The sequence below is a fragment of the Paenibacillus cremeus genome, from assembly GCF_007786445.1.
Lineage (GTDB): Bacteria > Bacillota > Bacilli > Paenibacillales > NBRC-103111 > Paenibacillus_G > Paenibacillus_G cremeus.
Map to the genome: position 1 here is coordinate 23,292 of NZ_VNJI01000034.1, position 18,552 is coordinate 41,843.

An 18,552-nucleotide genomic window follows, 5' to 3' on the forward strand; every position below is an offset into this window, starting at 1 on the left:
TTCATCCTGCATCTCGAAATTCAGCCTATTATATGCCATCCCTCTGGGAAAGTCTAGTAGTTGCCTAAACGGCAGCGTCGTCCGCTTACAGCCTATTTTTACGGGATAAGCATCCCTCATTCGCAAATGAACATAGTCTGTTGTAGCATCACCACAATGAAAACAAAAGAAAGGGCGTGCGACCATGGCAAAACAAAAAGAAACACGTTCATATCAGCAGCCGCAACAGCAGCATTATCACGGCGGAGGGATGCAGCAGCATCACTATCCGCATCACTATCCGCATTACCCGCACCACCATTATCCATACCATCCATACTATCACTACCACCATTATCATCCCTATATGTACCATCATCCGCACATGCTTCCTCACCACCACTGGCATGGCTCCTACTGGATGGGATCCGGCCATCAATAAAATATTTCGGCCTCTTAAAAAAAGCAAACCCGCCAGCGGACCTCTCCACTGCAGCGGGTTTACTTTTTTCCAGCTGATATCCAGTTATTCTGCACCGAGCAAGCCGTATTTTTTACGAAAGCGCTGCAGCACCTTCCCCCAGCTTCCGCCGAGCACGGCCAGAAAAAATACATTCGACAGCGCATGCGCCAAATCGAAGTAAAAGCTTTGGACATACGCCACCGCCACCAAAGACCAGCTTAGCGCATCCGGCAGGTTGATCAAGTACCAAACATTCATAATCCACCCGAACAAAAATCCCCACGCAAAGCCAAACAGCAGCAGCCCGACACGGCTTTTCATCCCTCGCGTATTTCGCAGCCACCCAGCAGTCGCGCCGATCATTCCCCAGCAGAACATTTGCCATGGCGTCCACGGCCCTTGCCCCAGGAACACATTCGACACCAGCGCGGCAATCGCTCCGATCATGAACCCCGCTTCTCCACCGAACGCCAGCGCGGAGATGATAATGACAAAGGAGGTCGGCTGCACACTCGGCAGCGGCGCGAAGGGCACCCGCCCAATCGCTGCGATCGCGGACAGCACGGCCAGCAGCACCAGCTCGCGGGCTTCCACTCGGCGGCGCTCAAAGCGGGCAAACAGCGGCAGCATCGCCACCGCAATCAGCACGAAGCTCAGCAGTAAGTAATGCTCATCCGTAACGGCAGCGGAAACTGCCAGCCCGACGATAAACAAACCGATGCTTAGGAAGAACAAGCGGGATGCTCTTTGCACTGCTGCAGCGCCTCCTCTAACGTCAGCACACCCGGCAGCCACTCGCGCAGCGTCCGGTTCATCGCCGTCGTGTAAAAATAATTTTCGCTGAAAAACAGAGACGGTGCACCCGCAGCCGTAATCGCGCCATCGAACAGCATCGCGCAGCGCGTCGCATGGCAAGCGGCAAATTCCACATCATGGGTCACCATGACGATCGTCATTCCCGCCTCGCGAAGCTTCCGCAGTAAAGCGGCCATTTGCTTCTTCGCCGCCGGGTCCAGCCCTTTCGTCGGCTCGTCGAGGATGAGCAGCACCGGCCGCTGCAGCAATACGCCCGCCAGCGCCGCCTTCTGCTGCTGTCCGCCGCTCAGGTCGTGCGGATGCTTGAGCAGCGTCTCTTCCAGCTGCAAGGTTCGCAGCAGGCTGTTGATTTCCGCGTCCGGCTCCTGTAAGCCGGCGTATCGCGCAATCTGCCGAAGCTCCTCCTCTACGGTATCGCTGTTGAAGTAGACCAGCGGATTTTGCGCCAAGTAGCCGATCTTCCCCTTCAGCTTCGACATCACCTTGCCCCGCTGCGGCTCCAGCAATCCGGCCATCACCTGCAGCAGGGTCGATTTCCCCGCTCCGTTGCCGCCGACGATGGCCAAGCACTCCTGCTCGAATACGGCGAGCGACAGCTTTTTCAGCACCTCGGGCGCTCCTTTTTCATACTGGTACGTCACTTCTCGGCAGGTGAGAATGATCTCGGAGTCGGGATACTGACTTTGCTTCGCCGGTTCGGCACAGGGCTTCAGCCTGGCAGGCCAACCGCTTTGGGTTAGCCATTGCTTGCCTTCCCGTACGGTCAGCGGAATTCGTTCCAAGCTCCGCGGTTCTTCCGTCGGCAGCGATAAATACAGCTGCGTCACTGAAGGCAAATAATCCAGCTCCTCCGAACGGAGCTCCACGCCGATCTGGCGGGCGATCTCCTTGGGGCTCCCGTTATACTTCACCCGCCCCTGCTCCATCACGATGACCCGATCCGCTAGCGGCATCACGTCCTCCAAGCGGTGCTCACTCATGATGACCGTCATCGACATTTCCTGGTTCAGCCGGTGGACCAATTGCACGAATTCACGGGCCGCCACCGGGTCGAGCTGCGAGGTCGGTTCATCCAGCAGCAGCACTTTAGGCTGCAATAACAAGACAGAGGCTAGATTGATCAGCTGCTTTTGCCCGCCGGACAGCTCATGCACGGACTTGTACAGCAGCGGCTCCAAGCCGAAAAAATGAGCCATCTCCGCCAATCGCTTGCGCATGACCGTCAGCTCGCAGCCCATATTTTCCATCGAAAATGCCAGCTCATGCCACACCGTATCCATCACGATCTGGTTTTCGGGATTTTGGAACACAATGCCGATCTGCTCGGCTCCAAGTCTAGCTGATAGGCTATCGAATGGCACGCCCGAATAGTGCAGGCTTCCCGAACGCGTTCCGACCGGTGTAATCCCCGGCTTCAAATGGCGGAGCAGCGTGGTTTTTCCGCAGCCCGACGCGCCGCAGATGACGACAAATTCCCCTTCATTCACGTGAAAGGAAACCTCCTCCAGCGCCGGCTGCACTTCATCCGGGTACCAGAAGGAAAACGACTCCGCTTTGATCATTTCCAAGCTAATCTCTCCTTCCATTCAAGCCCGACGGGCGTAAGCAGAAACGCGCAGAAGGACACATACTGGGCCGCTTCCCCTAAAGTCAGCGTTAACGGTTCCAGTCGGGGATAGATTTTCATCGTCCCGAAGCCTTGCAGCCATAGCACCGCGCAAATGACGCCCGTCAGGCTGAGCCATAGCAGCACACGGATGTCCCGTCGATCCATTCGGTACACGATATAGGCGCTGCGTTTGCCTGTGCCGTAGCCTCTCGCTTTCATTGAATCGGCCGTCTGCAGCGCGTCCTCCAGCGACCAGACTAACAGCACCCGCAGCAGCGTCATGCCGTCTCGCATCCTTTTTCGCAAACTGCCCTGCCGCACACTTACGCCTCTCAGCCCCTGGACCAGCTCGATTTGCCTCAGTCTTCTTTTGAACAAAGGGACAAAACGGATGGTCATCAGCGCGAGCAGTGACGTTTTCGGGAGTGCTCTGGCAAACAGGTACATAAATTTATCCGGCGTAATGATGTAATTGAACGATTGAAAGGTGATCAGTACCGCCAGCATGGACAGTGTTGCGGTTAAGCCATACAGCACCGCTTCCAAGGTGATCGGCTGATCCCAGAAATAAAACAAAATATGTCGGCCCCGATGCGAGAACAGCGGATTCAGCACGATCGCGGAGCCCCCCATAACAAGGTAAAAGGGCAGCAGCTTTAGCAGCCGCTGACCCTGATGATGGAGCACGCAAAGAATATCCAGCGCGATGAGCGCCGTGAGTAAATAGATGGGATGAAACAGCAGCATACAAAGCAGCATCACCCCGGCGTAATATAAAAAGCATGGCAAAGGGTGAAGAGATGCGAATCCGCTGCTCATTTTCTCTCTCCTCCAATATCTTTACCGAGATCAAGCGTGTAGAGCCATTCTACTTTATCGCCCGCTTTCACGGGATAGCTTCCGGCGCCTTTGCCCGGATATTCGCCGTTGACCCGGTACATCCAGCCGCTCTTCGGCCCTTGATCGAATTCATATAAATTGTCAATGCCTTCCACGTAGGCCGCGCTTCCTGTACCACGGAACTCCATATGGATCTTCAGGCTGCGTGTACCTCGCTTGAGCACATCCAGCACCGTATCGCCCTCGGATACCTCAACCTCGGTCGGCTTCAGGATCGTCCCGGCTTTTTTATCGCCGATAATCGACAGCGTGACGGTCTTTTTCTGCGGCTGCGGCGTCTCTTTCGGAGCACTTGGAGCGGAAGGCTGAGCGACAGACTCAGCCCCCTGCTTCGGCTGCTGCGCGGGCGCAGCAGGAGCAGCCGTTGGCTCCTCCTTGGCCGCAGGTGTGACAGCTGGCGACGGCGAAGGTGACGTGCTGGATGCAGCAGCTGCTGCATTCGGCTTAGCGTCGCTTGCCTTGGGCTCAGCTGCGCTTGTGGCTTCAGCTGCCTTAGGCGTTTCCGCCTTCGCTTCGGCTGCTTTCGGCTCCGTCACTGCCTGCCCGGCTCCGCTCGCTTGAAGCTTGCCCTGCTCTGCAGCCGGCGGCGGCGTCTCCGCCGCATGGTTCGCCGGAGCGGCACAGCCGGTGCCGACCATCAAAAGCAGCAGGATGGCAAGCAGCCAGCCGCCTAATCGTTTCTGATGCTTACCCTGCATCATTGAGCCTCCATCGCGGCCAGTCGCATGACGACGACTGCCGCCATTTCTCTTGTTACCGGCGCTGCAGGGTAGAAGCTGCCGTTATAGCCTTCCATCAGCTCGTGCTGCTGCACGGCGTTTACGTACGGCAAGGCCTCCTGGCTGATGTCGCTTTGATCTGCAACCGGCTCTACTTTTGCACCGACGTCGAGCTTCAAAGCTCTGGCGATCATCGTCGCCATCTGCTCCCGCGTAACCGGCTGATCCGGATTGAACTTTGTCTCCGATACGCCTTGGATGATGCCTTTTTGCTGCGCCTTCATCACGAAGCCGTAATACCAGCTGCCCGGCTGCACATCCTCAAACCGCTGCTGCGATCCCGTATCCGGCGTTTCCTTCAGCAGCCGGACGATGATGGCGGCGAATTGCGCGCGGGTCATCTCCTGCTTCGGAGCAAAGCGAAGCTCGCTCTCGCTAATGCCTGTCATTAGCTTGCTGGCATACGCGCTATGTACGCTATCGAGCGCCCACGAAGCAATTTCGCTTTCATCTACAAAACCGTCGGCAGCCGGCTTCGATGCCGTTGTAGGCTGGAGCTGGAACAAGCCCGACTGGTTTTGTATATAACGCTCGTAGGCCACCAGCGCCATGAGCGCCTGCTCGGTTGCAATTTCATTGGAAGCCTGACCTGCGGTGTGGGCATAGCCGCCGTCCGCATTTTTGTAGCTTAACAGCTTGCTCAGCAGATCGGTGCCGGATTTCACGAACCGTGCATCCTTGATGCTGATATTCGCAGAGGCGAGCGCAATGATGGCCTGCGATACGCTTTCGCTGTTCGATTCTCCGTATAATGCGTAGCCTCCATCGGAGGCTTGCATTTGACTAAGACGGCTCACCGCTTTATCTACCGCGCTCTTCACATCGGCACGGTCCTGATGAGCAGCTAGGGCCGAAATCGCCATCGCCGTAATATCCGAGTTGTCTTCCTCACCCTTCACCAGCGGGAACCCGCCGCTCGCGTTTTGCTGCTCCAAAATCCAGGTGATCAGCTTCTCTTTCGTCCAAACGGCATTCGACGGAGCGCCGCCCGTGACATTATCCAGCGTGAGAAGCGCGAATATCGGTCCGTTCAGACCCTGCTCGGTCATCTTCTCATGATTTACTATCAACTGAATCAAGTTAAAGCCAGCTATATTCGTCGGTTCTGCTCCCGCCGCCTTCACGGCCAGCGCGATCCGCTCCAAATCCGTTACTTTGCGGAATTTCCCATTTTGTTCTTTCACCAGCTGCTCCGTTTGAGCAAGGTAGCTCGACGGCACCGTCTTTCCAGCCCGTGCAAGCCCGAAAGCTTCCCAATCGGACAGCGTATCACCGGCAAGAATTTGCTGGGCCGCCGCCGAAATTTCCACTGCCGCCGAGCGCAGCTGCGGCTTCTCTTCGGCCTTTAGCTTACTACGGTCAACAACGGCATACTTGGTAAAATGGGTGACTTTAGCGGTGATGATACCCGTTTTCACATCCAGCACTGCGGGAACCGGGATCCACTGCCCGGTCGTTTCATTGAGCCAAACTAAAGCCAAATTATCCGGCGAATCGGTTTGAACCGGTACTTTAATCGCCATTACAGCTGGCGTAGAAAACGTTGTGCCGCTTGGCGAAAATTCATACAAACCAGATACGAGCTCCGGCCGATCCGCCGAGCTTTGCTCGTCGACGCCGATCTGAACCGTTTGACTTAAGGCCGCCGCCGGAACGACAAAGCGCACCTCTTCTTTTTCGTCTTTTAATTCGGTATCCGCGGATGTCGAAGTCGCTTTGCTTAAAGCTACCGTCTGCCCCTTCAAATCCTTTTGGAGCTGCTCTGCTTGGGAAGCACTCATTTTTTCCCCAGGATTGAGCAGCGCGGTTGTTTTACCTACATTTCCGATCGATTCCGTATTATTCAGCGGTAATGACAGTTTGTTCAATTCTTGATCGATCGTGCTTCCGGGAGCAATACCGACTACTGCTGCGCTGCTGCCCGAACTTCCAGCGCCAATGTCGCTGCCCAAATTCTCGGTATATTTCCAGGCCACCACATCTTTATCCTTCAGCGTGTAGGCTCCGGCGCTATAGTTCGGGAACGTGCCGTTGACCGAATACATCCAACCCTTTTGACTGCCGCTCTCGTTCAATCCATCAATCGAGCTCACATAAATGGAGGATCCAGAGCCCCTCGACGAAACCCTGCTGCCAAGCTTCCGTGCGAGCACACTGTAAGCCGTATCGCCGGTTAACAACTCCACCGAAGTAGAGTCCAGAATCGTCCCCTTCTGACTGTCGCCTTCCACGGACAAAGTAATCGTCTTAGTCTGTGGAACAACACCTCCGCCCCCACCACCAGGTGTAGTGGTACTAGGAGCAACAATCAGCTCCGACACAGCGCGTACTACTTTCGGCGGAGCGGTATCGTTATACACATAGCCTGTAACGGTAACCGGATAAGTACCTTCAGGGAGCCCGCTAAACGAAGCTTTCCCGTACGTGTCCGTTTTCACCGTTGTGCTTCCGACAGTCACGCTGACACCCTCCGGGGCAGGCGGACTTGGAATGACTTGCTGATAGTTCAACCAATCGAAAACATACTGCGTAATGGTTGCCGTAAAGCTTTCACCCGCGGTTGGTCTCGGCTTATCAAAAGAAATCTGATCGATGGGATTCGTTTTTTCTCCGCCATAGTAAACGGTGATTCGTTCTCCCGCGGTCAGGTTATAATCCGCCATTCCTACAGGCGGAATGCTCCAGAGGTTATTCTTCTGAACTGCAAAATACCATCCGTCCCAGCCACCGTATTTTCCGCCCGCGATGTGATTGATCGAGCCGATATATGATGAGCTTATCACTTGATATGGCATTCCTTTTTCCTGCAGCACTTTCTCTACCGCTTCCAGCGCCGTAGTCGCAAACGTGGTGCCGTCCGCAATATGGCTCTGCGGTCCTTCGACTTGTACGTTAACCTGTACAATCGTTGGCGGAACCTGTCCCGGCGGCACTAAGCTGTATAAGCTGCGATCGCCATGATTAAACAGATTATACGCTACGAGCGCAGTCAACGCCTGCTCCGTCGCTATTCCATTGGTAGATCCCTTAATCGAATGCGCAAATCCCCCGTCGGTTGTGCGGAACAACATCAAGCGTTCAATCAGGTTACCGCCCTGCTTCGTAAATCGATCCGATTTCGGATCCACACCGTTTGCCGTCAGCCCAATAATCGCTTGGGCGACACTCTCTCCGGCCTGGTCTCCAAGGAAGGTGTACCCGCCATCCACATTTTGATTCGTCGCGAGCCAATCCACCGCCCGATCGACGGCTGCTTTTACATCTGCTCGTTTGGCAGTATATGGCGCGAGAGCGCTCAAGGCCATGCCCGTGAAATCCGGGTCGCTGGCGCCGGTGGAGCCAAGTGAAATCGCGAAGCCTCCGTCTGCCTTTTGCCCGGATAAGATCGTATCGAGCAGCTGGTCTCTCGACCATAATGCATTCGATGGAACCTCATAATTGCCGGAGTCAAGTGCCAGCAACCCGTAAAGCGGGCCATTCAGCCCTTGTCCCGTCATCTGCGTGTTGTTGTAAATCTTCTCGACCAGGTTATACCCTGCAAATTGGGTCCCGTTCGCGCCTGCGGCCGTAAGACCGAGCGTAATACGTTCGTACTCCGTAATGCTCGAGTATGTGCCGTTGGCCGCCCTCACAGCTGCATCGAGATTGGTTAAATAACTGATCGGGACCTTCCTGTCAGGCGTCCGGGAGATGCCTACTGCCCCCCAATCGGAAAGCTCGCCGCTGCCTAGAAGCAGATCGGCAGCCTGATAGATCGCCTCGGTCACCGTTACAGCGCCACCCTGACCGGATTCTGCCGCATGAACCTGACTTGCAGGTAGCATGGTAAAGCTCAATGTCGAAAATAGAAGCATAAACGACATGACAAGTGCAATGAATGATTTGGATAAATAACGTAACCTCATAATCTTCCTACCCTCTTCCTGTTCCTGAAATCTTTAGGCATAACAAAAAGGCCACCCTCCATAAAGCAAGGGCAGCCTATCCTAACGTATGTACATCACATCCGTGATTCAAAAAGCTTATGCACACAGCATAGCCTTCTCGTTTCATAATTCCCACCCCCCGAAGAATTAGAAACTATTCAAATAAAGGCAGGTTTCCTGGCTTATGCGTCATCGCTTCGCTTGGCCTTCCCATGCTAATCTTCAGCACAGTGGCATTGTCAAGCTTCGCTCTGCATCTACAGTGGCGGGACCGCGCCGGCTTGAACCGGACTTCCCTATTAAGCAAACATCCAAATGGTATGGTTGCACCTTTAATGAGTCGATTTATTCAATTTTCATCGACTATCATAACTTTTGCTTCCCTTTTTGTCTATAGCTTTTATATAATAAAAACTCTCAAACCATTTGATAGGATTGAATTTCATGAAGAAAACGAACAAAATCGCCGAGCTCGAGATCCTCCGGGCGTTCGCCTTTCTCGCTGTGGTGCTGCAGCACGCGATTGGACATTATGCCTATGCGCCAGGTACGACGCTGGCCGATGGTGTCATGCTGGGCGGTCTGCTGCTGCTGGCCAAATTCGCCGTGCCGATCTTTATTTTTATATCCGGCATGGTGCTATGTTATAGATATAAGACGGAACCCGTCCCCTTATTCCCTTTTTTGCGCAAGCGTATAAAAGATATTTTTCTGCCGTATTTGCCTTGGGCTGTGTTGTATGCCTCCATCGAGGGCGATCATCTGATCAGTCCGCTGAAGCATATGTCCGACATGGGAACCAAGCTGTTTACCGGTACGGCCAGCTATCACCTTTGGTATGTGATTATGACGTTTCAATTTTACTTGCTGTTCCCCTTGCTCCATGGCATTGTGCTCAAGGTGAATCAGCGTCTCACGGCTTCCGGCTGGGGCTGGACACTCCTAGGGCTCGGACTGCTCTATATCGGGCTGACCGGACAAGTCTCGCTGATCGGGCATTGGACCGAGGGCATTCCTGGTGTCGGAGATTTCTTTGGCGAATATAGCGACCGTAATGTCCTTTATTTCTTTTATTACTTTGTGCTGGGCGCCTTCGCCGGGCTCCACCTGGAGCGATTCAAAAGCTTGCTGCTTCGCTATAAGCAGGTGTTGATCGGGCTGTTCGTGGTGCTGCTTCTCTGGACTTGGTATCGTATCGTTGAACATTTTCAAACCGTTCCCGAGCTCCAAATCCAATACAACGACACCCTCTTGATCCAGCCGAAGATGGCTATCGTACTAATAGCTTCCATTCCTGCGATGTACCTTGCTGCGATCTTTTTCACAGAGCGGGCTTCGGCAGCCCTCCAGCGCTTCATGTCCATCATCGGGTCGTACTCGTATGTCGCTTATTTGGCCCATGCCCTGATGCTCGTCGCAGCTACGCTGATCGCAGACGACTTCTTGTTTTTCATGAATCCGACGCTTCGCACGTTGGCCGCTTTTGCGATTTGCAGCGCTTTGTCCGTTGCCGCCGCGGCCGCAATTCGCCGGTTATCCGCCAGCGCCCGCCGCATCCTGTCTCGTACAAATTCGAATGCGCCGATGGGCAAAACGGAATCCAGATAATTTGGCGTGATGCAGCGCCCTCAAAGGGAGTAGAAGCCTATGCTTCTATTCCCTTTTTATGTCGAATTTTGTGATATAATAGTAAATGCTAGAATGATAGGTTAAGAGAAAGGCGGTATGACCCATGCGCATTTTAATCATTGACGATGATGAAGATACAAGTATTTTGCTCGAAACGATTCTTCGTTCCGAAGGCTACATCTACATAGATACTATGAACTCCGGCCATGAGGCCCTTTCGATGATGGGCTTTGGCGACGCTCCTCCTCAGACGGCTCAGCCCGATCTGATTTTGCTGGATGTGCTGATGCCGGTGATGGATGGGATCGAAACGTGTTCCAGGCTGAAAAGCATCCCGGTCCTTCAAGATGTGCCTATCATCATGGTTACGGGAATGTCGGACGACGAGGTACTGAAGCAGTCGTTCGATGCCGGTGCCAGCGATTACATAACGAAACCGTTCAAAAAAGTCGAGCTGCTCGTTCGGATCCGCTCCGCCTTGCGGTTGAAGAGCGAAATTGATCGGAGAAAAGAGCGTGAAGCCGAGCTGCTTCGTGTTACAAGCCTGCTGGAAGACGCCGTATTGAATTTAAGGCAGGTCAGCTTAACCGACGGATTAACGGCACTCACCAACCGGAGGGGCTTCGACGAGAACTGGGCTCGGGAGTTTGAGCGTCTCATGCAAGGACAAGCTGATGCCTCTCTGGACGATGCGCTTTCCCTTGTTTTGCTCGATGTGGACCAATTCAAGCAGTATAACGATATATACGGCCATGTGGAGGGAGACCGCTGCTTACAGCGGGTAGCTGAGGTGCTGCGGCGAGAAACGAAGCAGCCTGGGGTGCTGGCAGCGCGCTACGGCGGCGAGGAATTCGTGCTCCTGCTGCCTGGAACGACTTCAGAGGCTGCGGTGGCCACCGCAGAGCGGGTGCGAACCGGAGTAGAGGGCTTGCGGATTGAGCATTCGCAGTCCAAGGTCAGCTCGTTTGTGACGATCAGCTTAGGCGTCGTTTCGATTCGGCCTGCGGACGACACGTCCATGAGTGCGGTTATCGCCGCTGCAGATCAAGCGCTGTATGAAGCCAAGGCAGCAGGTCGAAACCGCGCGCAGGTTTACGCCTCACCACTAAAATTCCATTGAAAGGCTGATCTGTTCCATGAGGCTGAGAAAGCTCCTAGCCCTTTTCCTTACTTTTTCCCTCCTACTAGGCTGTACGTCTAACCCTGCGAAGCCGTCGTCGGCAAGTCCTTCGGCAGAGCCTAGTGCGGAATCATCATTGCCTGCGGCGCCCGGTATGAATGGCAAGGCGGTTGGCTTTTTGTTCGTGGGCGGCACCGATGACTTCGGATACAATCAAGCGATTTATCAATCAACGGTCGCGGTGGACAATGCCTTTCCCGACCTCAATATCATCCGCAAGGAGAATATTCCCGAGTCCGCGGAGTCGGAGAAAGCGATGGAGGATATGATCAAGTCCGGCGCCCGAATCGTGTTTGCGACCTCCAGCGGCTATACGAAATTCGCAGCGAATGTGGCCAAGCGGCATCCGGAAGTGATTTTTTACGTGCAAGGCGGGGATCAGACGCTTCCGAATATGGGAACCTTTGCTTTCTCGTTCTGGAAAGAGATGTACTTGATGGGCTATGCCGCAGGCAAGCAATCGAAAAGCGGTAAGACAGGCTTCGTCGTTGCTTTTCCTTCCAGCCGGCTTCTGCTGCAGGTTAACGCATTCACGGTCGGGCTGCGCGCGGCCCAGCCGAAGGCGACTGCGAAGGTCGTGTTTATTAACAACTGGTGCGATCCCGTGAAGCAAGCCGATGCAGCAACCAACCTGATCGATGAAGGCATTGACGTCATTACGCAGGTACAGAACTGTACGAAGACGATTCACCAAATCGCGGAAAAGCAAGGCATCAAAACGATCGGCTATCAAGTCGACGGCTCGAACATTGCGCCCAAAAGCTGGTTGACGGGTCTCGTGTTCGATCGCTCCAAGCTGTTCATCGATATGGTCAAAACGGCTCAAGAAGGGCGCTTCACTGGAAGCCGCTATGACGGGTCGCTGATTTTGCAGAATGACACGGAAAAAGTAATCCAAATGGCCAGCTTCGGTCAAAGCGTCCCTGACGAGCTGAAGCACCTCATGAGCCGCCAGCTCAGCGACATTCAATCCGGTAAGCTAAAGCCGCTCGTAGGCCCCATCAAGGATCAGGCGGGAGCTGTTCGCATTGCAGCAGGCGCATCGCCCACCGAAGAAGAGCTCAATAAAACGAACTATTTTGTTGAAGGCGTCATAGGAGAGATACCAAAATGAAGTTATTCCATGTGCGATTCCTCGTCGTTTCCTTCAGCGTCGTCATTATACTGCTGCTCGGTAAGCTGGTGTATAACTATGATCAAATGACCCTGTTCAACAAAAACGTGCAAACGATGCTGTCCTCCGATCTTCCGACCTTGAGCTTGAACCAGAAGCTCCTGTTTGAGCTCTCGGAGCGGCGATCCCTCGTGCGCAGCTATTTATTATCCGGCAATGAGCTGGATAAGAAAAAATACCTCACCGTTACGATGGCGATGGGACAGCATTTTAAAGAGCTTCTCGACCACCCGAACGGTCAATCGACGGATGTAATCGCGCAGCTGATCAAGGACAATGAAAAGATGGGCGGCCTGATCGATGAGCAGGTATTCAAGGTGTACGACCGGGGCAGCCCTCTGGTTGCCCAGGAAACGTTTCGGGAATTTGTGCGTCCAGTATCGGATACGCTGTTCGACAAGCTCAGCACGCTGAAGGATGACAGTGAAGAACGGATTTTGTCCTCCGGCAATCAGCTTCTGGATGCCAGCCATACGCTGCTGTTGACCGTCATCATCGTGTCTTTAATGATCATTCTGATTATCCTTGCGATTGCGGTGATCAACTCACGGTTTATCGCCAGTGCCTTCCGCAAAATCCATAAACAAAATTACATGCTCGGCAAAAATGCCAAGGAACTGGAAAATAAAAATAGCGAGCTGTTCCAAACGAAAGAGCAGTTGAAGAACATTTTCGACAGCATGGAGGTCGCCGCCTTCTCCACCAACCTCAAAACCATGGAGCTGCTGCAGCTTTCTCCTGCGGTTGAAACCATTACTGGGGTTCCGCTCGAAGATTTTTTCAACCATGTTGGGCGCTGGAAGGAACTGGTGCATCCGGAGGATTTGCCGATCTATGAGGCTGCGCGGGAGGAATATACACAGGGGCTGAAATCGGATCGAGATTACCGAATTATTCGGCCGGACGGCGAGCTGCGCTGGATTCACAGCGTCATCACACCGATCTTCGATCTTGACGGTTCCCATTACCAAATCACCGGCATTCTGAATGATGTCACCGAGCGGAAGCTGGCAGAGGATGTGCGGAACAGATATGAAGCGGAGCTCACCGCTGCGCGCGATGAAGCGATCTTAGCCTCCTCGGTGAAGAGCCAATTTCTAGCCGCGATGAGTCACGAGATGCGTTCGCCATTGAATGCGATCATCGGGATGGCTGAGATTTTGCAAAATACGCCGATTACGTCGCAGCAGCACAGCTATCTGCAATCGCTCCTTCGAGCGTCGGATTCGCTCTTACAGCTAATCAATCAGCTTCTGGATTTGTCCAAAATCGAGGAAGGCCACCTGCAGCTGGAAGATGAGCCGTTTGATCTTATCGAGCTGGTCGAGAAAACGATGGAAATCATGGCCATCAATGCCCATTCCAAAGGGCTGGAGCTAATCTGCGACATCGCCTCTGCTGTGCCGCATAAAGTGACCGGGGATCCGGAGCGGCTGAGACAAATTTTAATTAATTTGGTCAGCAACGCCATAAAATTTACGCCTAATGGAGAAATCGGCGTGACGGTTACGCATCAGCAGCTTGAAAATGAGGGCGGCCGGTTTGTTTTTTCCATTCGGGATACGGGGATCGGCATTCCAGCCGACAAATTGGAGTCCATCTTCAACCGGTTTACCCAAGTCGACGCATCGACGACACGCAAATATGGCGGAACCGGGCTGGGTCTTACGATCTCCCGCGACTTGGCCCGCTTGATGAAGGGCGATGTAACCGTGAAGAGCGTGAACGGCATCGGTAGCACCTTTACCCTATCCGTGCCGCTGGACATCGATCCTGCTTCAGAGCCGTTTCCTGCCTCGTTTGACTTTTTGCAGGGGCTTCGCATCCTGGTTGTGGACGACAATTCCACCAACCTGTTTATTCTGAGCAAGCTATTAACGAGTCGAGGCGCCCGGGTATCCGAGGCCGATCATGGGCTGACCGCACTGGATAAAATTAAAGATGCGATCGACAGCGGAGATCCGTACCGATTCATCCTGTTGGACTACCACATGCCTGACTTTGACGGCCTGCACGTAGCCCAAAAAATCAAGGAGCAGTACCAGGATATTAAAACCACCATTCTGATGCTCTCCTCCGATAACATTTCGACCACGGTGAAGCAGACGGAACGACTCGGGATCGAGCGATTCCTAGTGAAGCCGATCAAGCAGATGGAGCTGCTCACGATGATGAAGGAAGCGCTGGAGAAAAAGCAGCAGCTGTACTCCGAGCTCCTGCAATCCCAACCGGCATCACAGCCGCTGCTGCCGCTTCGCATCTTGCTCGTAGAAGATAATGACGACAACCAGCTCATTATTCAAACGATGCTGGGCCAAACGCCATATCAACTGGATGTCGCCAGCGACGGCGCTGAGGCTTGCGAGAAGGTCAAGCAAAAGACGTACGATCTGGTGCTGATGGATATGCAGATGCCGGTCATGGACGGCTATACGGCCACGCAGGAGATTCGGCGCTGGGAGCAAGCAACTGGACAGACGCCGCTCACGATCTATGCGCTTACCGCCCATGCTCTTAAAGAAGATCGGCAAAAGTGCCTGGATGCCGGCTGTGACGCGCATTTGACCAAGCCGATCACACAGCACACGCTGCTGCAGGCGATCTATGAATTCAGCGTTAACCATTCACCGAGCTTGCCGCAGCTTCCTTCGCTGCAGCCGAACTCGAATACGGTCAATGTGAACGCAGGCTTTCAGCACTTGATTCCTGGCTACCTGGAGAAGCGCCGTTCAAACCTCATCACGATTCCACAGTGGCTTGCTGCAGGCGATTATGAAAGCATCCGCATCCTCGGCCACAGCCTCAAGGGCTCCGGCGCCAGCTACGGCCTCGAGCGCATCAGCGACATCGGTGCGGAGCTCGAGCAAGCGGCTAAGGACCGGAACGCCGATTGGATCCGGATCAGCGTGCAGGCGATGCGGGAGTATTTGGCGCATTTGGAGATTACTTATGTGTAATAAGAGCACAGAGGTCTCCGCTTTCGAGCGGAGGCCTTTTTGTGATGTAAATGCAAAAAAAAGAGGACGCCATTGCTGGCCGTCCTCTTTACTTATGCAATAAAACTTAAATATTAGAGACCGAAATCGAAGTATTCCTTCGCGTTCGTGTAGGAAATATTTTGGACCATGTTTCCGAGCAGCTCCATGTCGTTAGGCGCTTCGCCGTCCTCGACCCATTCGCCGATCAGGTTGCAAAGAATGCGGCGGAAGTACTCGTGTCTTGGGTAAGACAGCAGACTGCGGGAATCCGTCAGCATCCCTACGAAGCGGCTGAGCAGTCCATTGTTCGCGAGCGCGTTCATTTGCTCAATCATGCCGAGCTTCGTATCGAGGAACCACCAAGCCGATCCGAGCTGGAGTTTGCCAGCTACGCCGCCGCCCTGGAAGCTGCCCATCAACGAGGCAAGGACGTAATGATCCTTCGGATTAAGCGAGTACAGGATCGTTTTTGGCAGCGAGTCGGTGCTAGCCAAGCCGTCCAGCAGCCTTGCAAGCGGACCGGCGATGTTCGTGTCGTTGATCGAGTCGTAGCCCGTATCCGGACCCAGCTTCGCGAGCATACGAGTGTTGTTCGCACGGTGAGCGCTGATATGGAACTGCATGACCCAGCCGAGCTCAGCATACAGCTTGCCGAGGAACGTGTAAGTATACGTTTTGTACTTATTCTCTTCTTCGAAGCTAACGGCTTGTCCTTGCAGCGCTTTGGCAAAAATCGCTGCTGCTTCGTCTTTGTTCGTTTCAGCAAATGGCACGAAGTCCAAAGCATGGTCGGATACGCGGCCGCCGATCGAGTGGAAGAAACGTACACGGGATTCCATGGCAGCCAGGAATTCATCGTAATTGCTTACTTTTTGGCTGGCAGCTTGCTCAAGCTTTTGTACCCATGGCACAAATGTTGGACGGTTGATCTCAAGGCCTTTGTCAGGACGGAAGGACGGCAATACTTTGCACTCAAAATCCTTGATATCCTTGATCTTGATGTGGTACTCCAAGGAATCCGTCGGGTCGTCAGTGGTGCAGACCACTTTAACGTTCGACTTGGTGATTAAATCACGGGCTGCGAAGCCTTCGCCGTTCAGCTGTGCGTTAACCTTTTCCCAGATGACCGGAGCGTTCTTCTCATTAATCAGCTCGTACACGCCGAAGAAGCGCTGCAGCTCGAGGTGGGACCAGTGGTACAGCGGGTTGCCGATGGCGTTAGGAACGGTTTTGGCATAGGCCAGGAATCGATCGTAGTCGCTTGCGCCTTCGCCGCCAGTAACGTACTGCTCTTCTGCCCCATTCGCTCTCATGACGCGCCACTTGTAGTGGTCACCATACAGCCAAGCTTCCGTCAAGTTGGAGAAACGAATGTTTTCATAAATTTCTTGCGGACTCAAGTGGCAGTGGTAGTCGATAATCGGCATTTGCTTTGCGTATTCATGATACAGCTTCACTGCCGTTTCGTTATTCAGCAAAAAGTTATCATCCAAAAACGGTTTCATTCGAGAACGCCTCCCGTTAGTTAGTTTGTTTTACTGATTTACTTGCCCAACAGATCCAAGTGCTTGCCGATGTGGCTGATCAGCGATTGCGCATAAGCTTCCTCTTGCTCGCTCAGCGTGCGGAAGAACTCGTCCTTGAACAAGGAATTGCCTTGTGCATCCTTAGCTTGCAGCAAGATACCGTAGGTGATGTGGATCAATTGACGTGCATTTTCTTCGTCCATGTACGTGTGCAGGTCGGCATCAGCTACTTCGCTCAGCGGAGCGATCTTGTCCAGCTCAGCTTTAACATGGTAGTAAGCCGTAGCTTCTTCAAAATGATCCAGCGCATACTGATGCATTTTGCGGTACAGGGAAGGGTTCACTTTAGCCAACGTGCGAACGGCTTCGAGCCAGTTGGTGCCGGCTGTCTTCACATGGAAACGACCTTTGGTGTATTGGCCGATCAGGGCAAATACGCTGAACTTGTCGCTGCCGGAGTGAATGCTGAGCTTGTACCCGAAGTCGTCGGCCAAACCAGCGTGGATAACCAATTCTTTCTCGAATTGCGCGATGTCGCCAATGTAGTCGATCCCCTTCTGGAACTCGCCGCAGAAGCGTGGAGCCATGCTGTAGATCGTCATGCCGCGGCTGTACAGCTCTTTAGCAACGAAGAAGTGCGATTCAGGCGCTGTAGGAGTAGCCGTTTCGTCGATCGAGATTTCGAAGTCGATTTCGCGGCCTGCGGTAACGATGTAAGTATTATACACATGCTCCATGAAGTCGATAGCTGCGCCATAGATCAAAACGTTCTTGATCAGCGTCTCGCGATCAAAGGAGATCGTCGTGCCTGCTGCCGGGAACGCTTGGTTCAAGTAGCGTGCTTCGTAGTGGCTGCGTACGGATTCTGGAAGCTGATTATACTTCGCTTCTTGCTCGGCAGCAGAACTGCCTTCAATGCTGTTGTCGATTTTCTCGGAGCAGTCCAGCGTAAGCATCGTGAAGCCAAGACCGATGGACATCTCGATGTCCGCTTCCACCTTCAAGTGGTCGCCGTCTGCGCCGAAGCCGTCTTTGTAGCCTTCTTGGAATGCTGCGTAGCAAGCTGCGTCAACGACTTGCTTGTAGTCGCGGCCAGTCAGGTTCAGCTCGCGGATACTTTGCTGCGCCAGGATCGGACGAACGTCACGGCCTTTGACCGTTCTGATGTGACCAGGGGAAGCAATGCCCAGACGATCGCCAAGACCGATGGTTGCGATTTGCGTACCGAATGCACGTGGAGCCGTGTATGGGAAGTACTTGTTGAGCACCAGACGATTCGCGTGTGTAAGCGGACACAATTTGCCGCCATCCTGTACTTCGCCTTCAAGCGCATCGTACAGCTCGCCTTCGCCCACAGCTACTATGTATTTCGTGTGGCTTGCGTTGTCCTTGATCATGAGCAGCTTGGTGGAGCCGGACTCCTCCAAAGACTGCGCGTATACTTTCACTTCGCCGCCGCTGATGCCTGTTACGTTTCCTGCGGCCAGGGCTTCGATAATCGGTTGAAACTTGCCCATGAAATAGGACCTCCTCAAGAGAATATGTTTCCTCACTTATTTTAACGCAAAAATAGTTTAATTTCATGACTAATCT

The 18,552-nt window shown here is 53.6% G+C and carries 12 protein-coding genes and 1 riboswitch; of the genes, 4 read left to right on the top strand and 8 right to left on the bottom strand.

All coding sequences use genetic code 11. From position 1 onward, the window contains the following. Window positions 1-116: 116 nt before the first annotated feature. From FPZ49_RS35955 to FPZ49_RS22865, 6 genes are all read right to left on the bottom strand, one after another. Window positions 117-317 carry a hypothetical protein gene (locus FPZ49_RS35955; protein ID WP_186446018.1) on the bottom strand — a complete coding sequence of 67 codons (201 nt, stop codon included), beginning with the start codon at window positions 315-317 and terminating at the stop codon, window positions 117-119. 188 nt (window positions 318-505) lie between these two features. Continuing rightward, window positions 506-1,195, bottom strand: coding sequence for an ECF transporter S component (locus FPZ49_RS22845; RefSeq protein WP_391563854.1), 690 nt, complete (start codon window positions 1,193-1,195; stop codon window positions 506-508). Then, the gene (locus FPZ49_RS22850; RefSeq protein ID WP_261381556.1) at window positions 1,165-2,820 is read right to left on the bottom strand and encodes an ABC transporter ATP-binding protein; all 1,656 of its coding nucleotides are present in this window, start codon (window positions 2,818-2,820) and stop codon (window positions 1,165-1,167) included. The genes FPZ49_RS22845 and FPZ49_RS22850 overlap by 31 nt, the downstream gene beginning before the upstream one ends. Further along, window positions 2,817-3,686, bottom strand: a complete 870-nt coding sequence (locus FPZ49_RS22855; RefSeq protein ID WP_144851401.1) for an energy-coupling factor transporter transmembrane component T — start codon at window positions 3,684-3,686, stop codon at window positions 2,817-2,819. Before FPZ49_RS22855 ends, FPZ49_RS22850 begins: the two co-directional genes overlap by 4 nt. Beyond that, complete coding sequence (locus FPZ49_RS22860; protein WP_144851403.1) at window positions 3,683-4,468, bottom strand: DUF4430 domain-containing protein; 786 nt, start codon at window positions 4,466-4,468, stop codon at window positions 3,683-3,685. The genes FPZ49_RS22855 and FPZ49_RS22860 overlap by 4 nt, the downstream gene beginning before the upstream one ends. Then, window positions 4,465-8,451, bottom strand: coding sequence for an S-layer homology domain-containing protein (locus tag FPZ49_RS22865; protein WP_144851405.1), 3,987 nt, complete (start codon window positions 8,449-8,451; stop codon window positions 4,465-4,467). The genes FPZ49_RS22860 and FPZ49_RS22865 overlap by 4 nt, the downstream gene beginning before the upstream one ends. 171 nt (window positions 8,452-8,622) lie before the next feature. Beyond that, window positions 8,623-8,820: riboswitch (cobalamin riboswitch) on the bottom strand. A 96-nt stretch (window positions 8,821-8,916) separates the two neighbouring features. Between FPZ49_RS22865 and FPZ49_RS22870 the strand changes: the two genes are divergently transcribed. The 4 genes from FPZ49_RS22870 (at window position 8,917) to FPZ49_RS22885 (ending at window position 15,412) form a co-directional block, all read left to right on the top strand. After that, entirely contained in the window at window positions 8,917-10,080 is a 1,164-nt protein-coding gene (locus FPZ49_RS22870; protein WP_144851407.1) for an acyltransferase, read from the top strand. Window positions 10,081-10,204: 124 nt separating this feature from the next. After that, entirely contained in the window at window positions 10,205-11,221 is a 1,017-nt protein-coding gene (locus FPZ49_RS22875) for a diguanylate cyclase (protein WP_144851409.1), read from the top strand. Window positions 11,222-11,237: 16 nt separating this feature from the next. Continuing rightward, window positions 11,238-12,395 (top strand): BMP family ABC transporter substrate-binding protein, encoded by a 1,158-nt coding sequence (locus FPZ49_RS22880; RefSeq protein ID WP_144851411.1) that lies wholly within the window; start codon window positions 11,238-11,240, stop codon window positions 12,393-12,395. Then, a complete protein-coding gene (locus tag FPZ49_RS22885; protein WP_144851413.1) occupies window positions 12,392-15,412 on the top strand; it encodes a response regulator in 3,021 nt (1,006 codons plus the stop codon). The genes FPZ49_RS22880 and FPZ49_RS22885 overlap by 4 nt, the downstream gene beginning before the upstream one ends. A gap of 113 nt (window positions 15,413-15,525) precedes the next feature. On the opposite strand, the gene uxaC is transcribed toward FPZ49_RS22885, so the two are convergent. Both uxaC and FPZ49_RS22895 read right to left on the bottom strand, forming a co-directional pair. Next, window positions 15,526-16,938 carry a glucuronate isomerase gene (gene uxaC, locus FPZ49_RS22890; RefSeq protein ID WP_144851415.1) on the bottom strand — a complete coding sequence of 471 codons (1,413 nt, stop codon included), beginning with the start codon at window positions 16,936-16,938 and terminating at the stop codon, window positions 15,526-15,528. A gap of 38 nt (window positions 16,939-16,976) precedes the next feature. Next, a complete protein-coding gene (locus FPZ49_RS22895; RefSeq protein WP_144851417.1) occupies window positions 16,977-18,476 on the bottom strand; it encodes a tagaturonate epimerase family protein in 1,500 nt (499 codons plus the stop codon). Window positions 18,477-18,552: the final 76 nt, after the last annotated feature.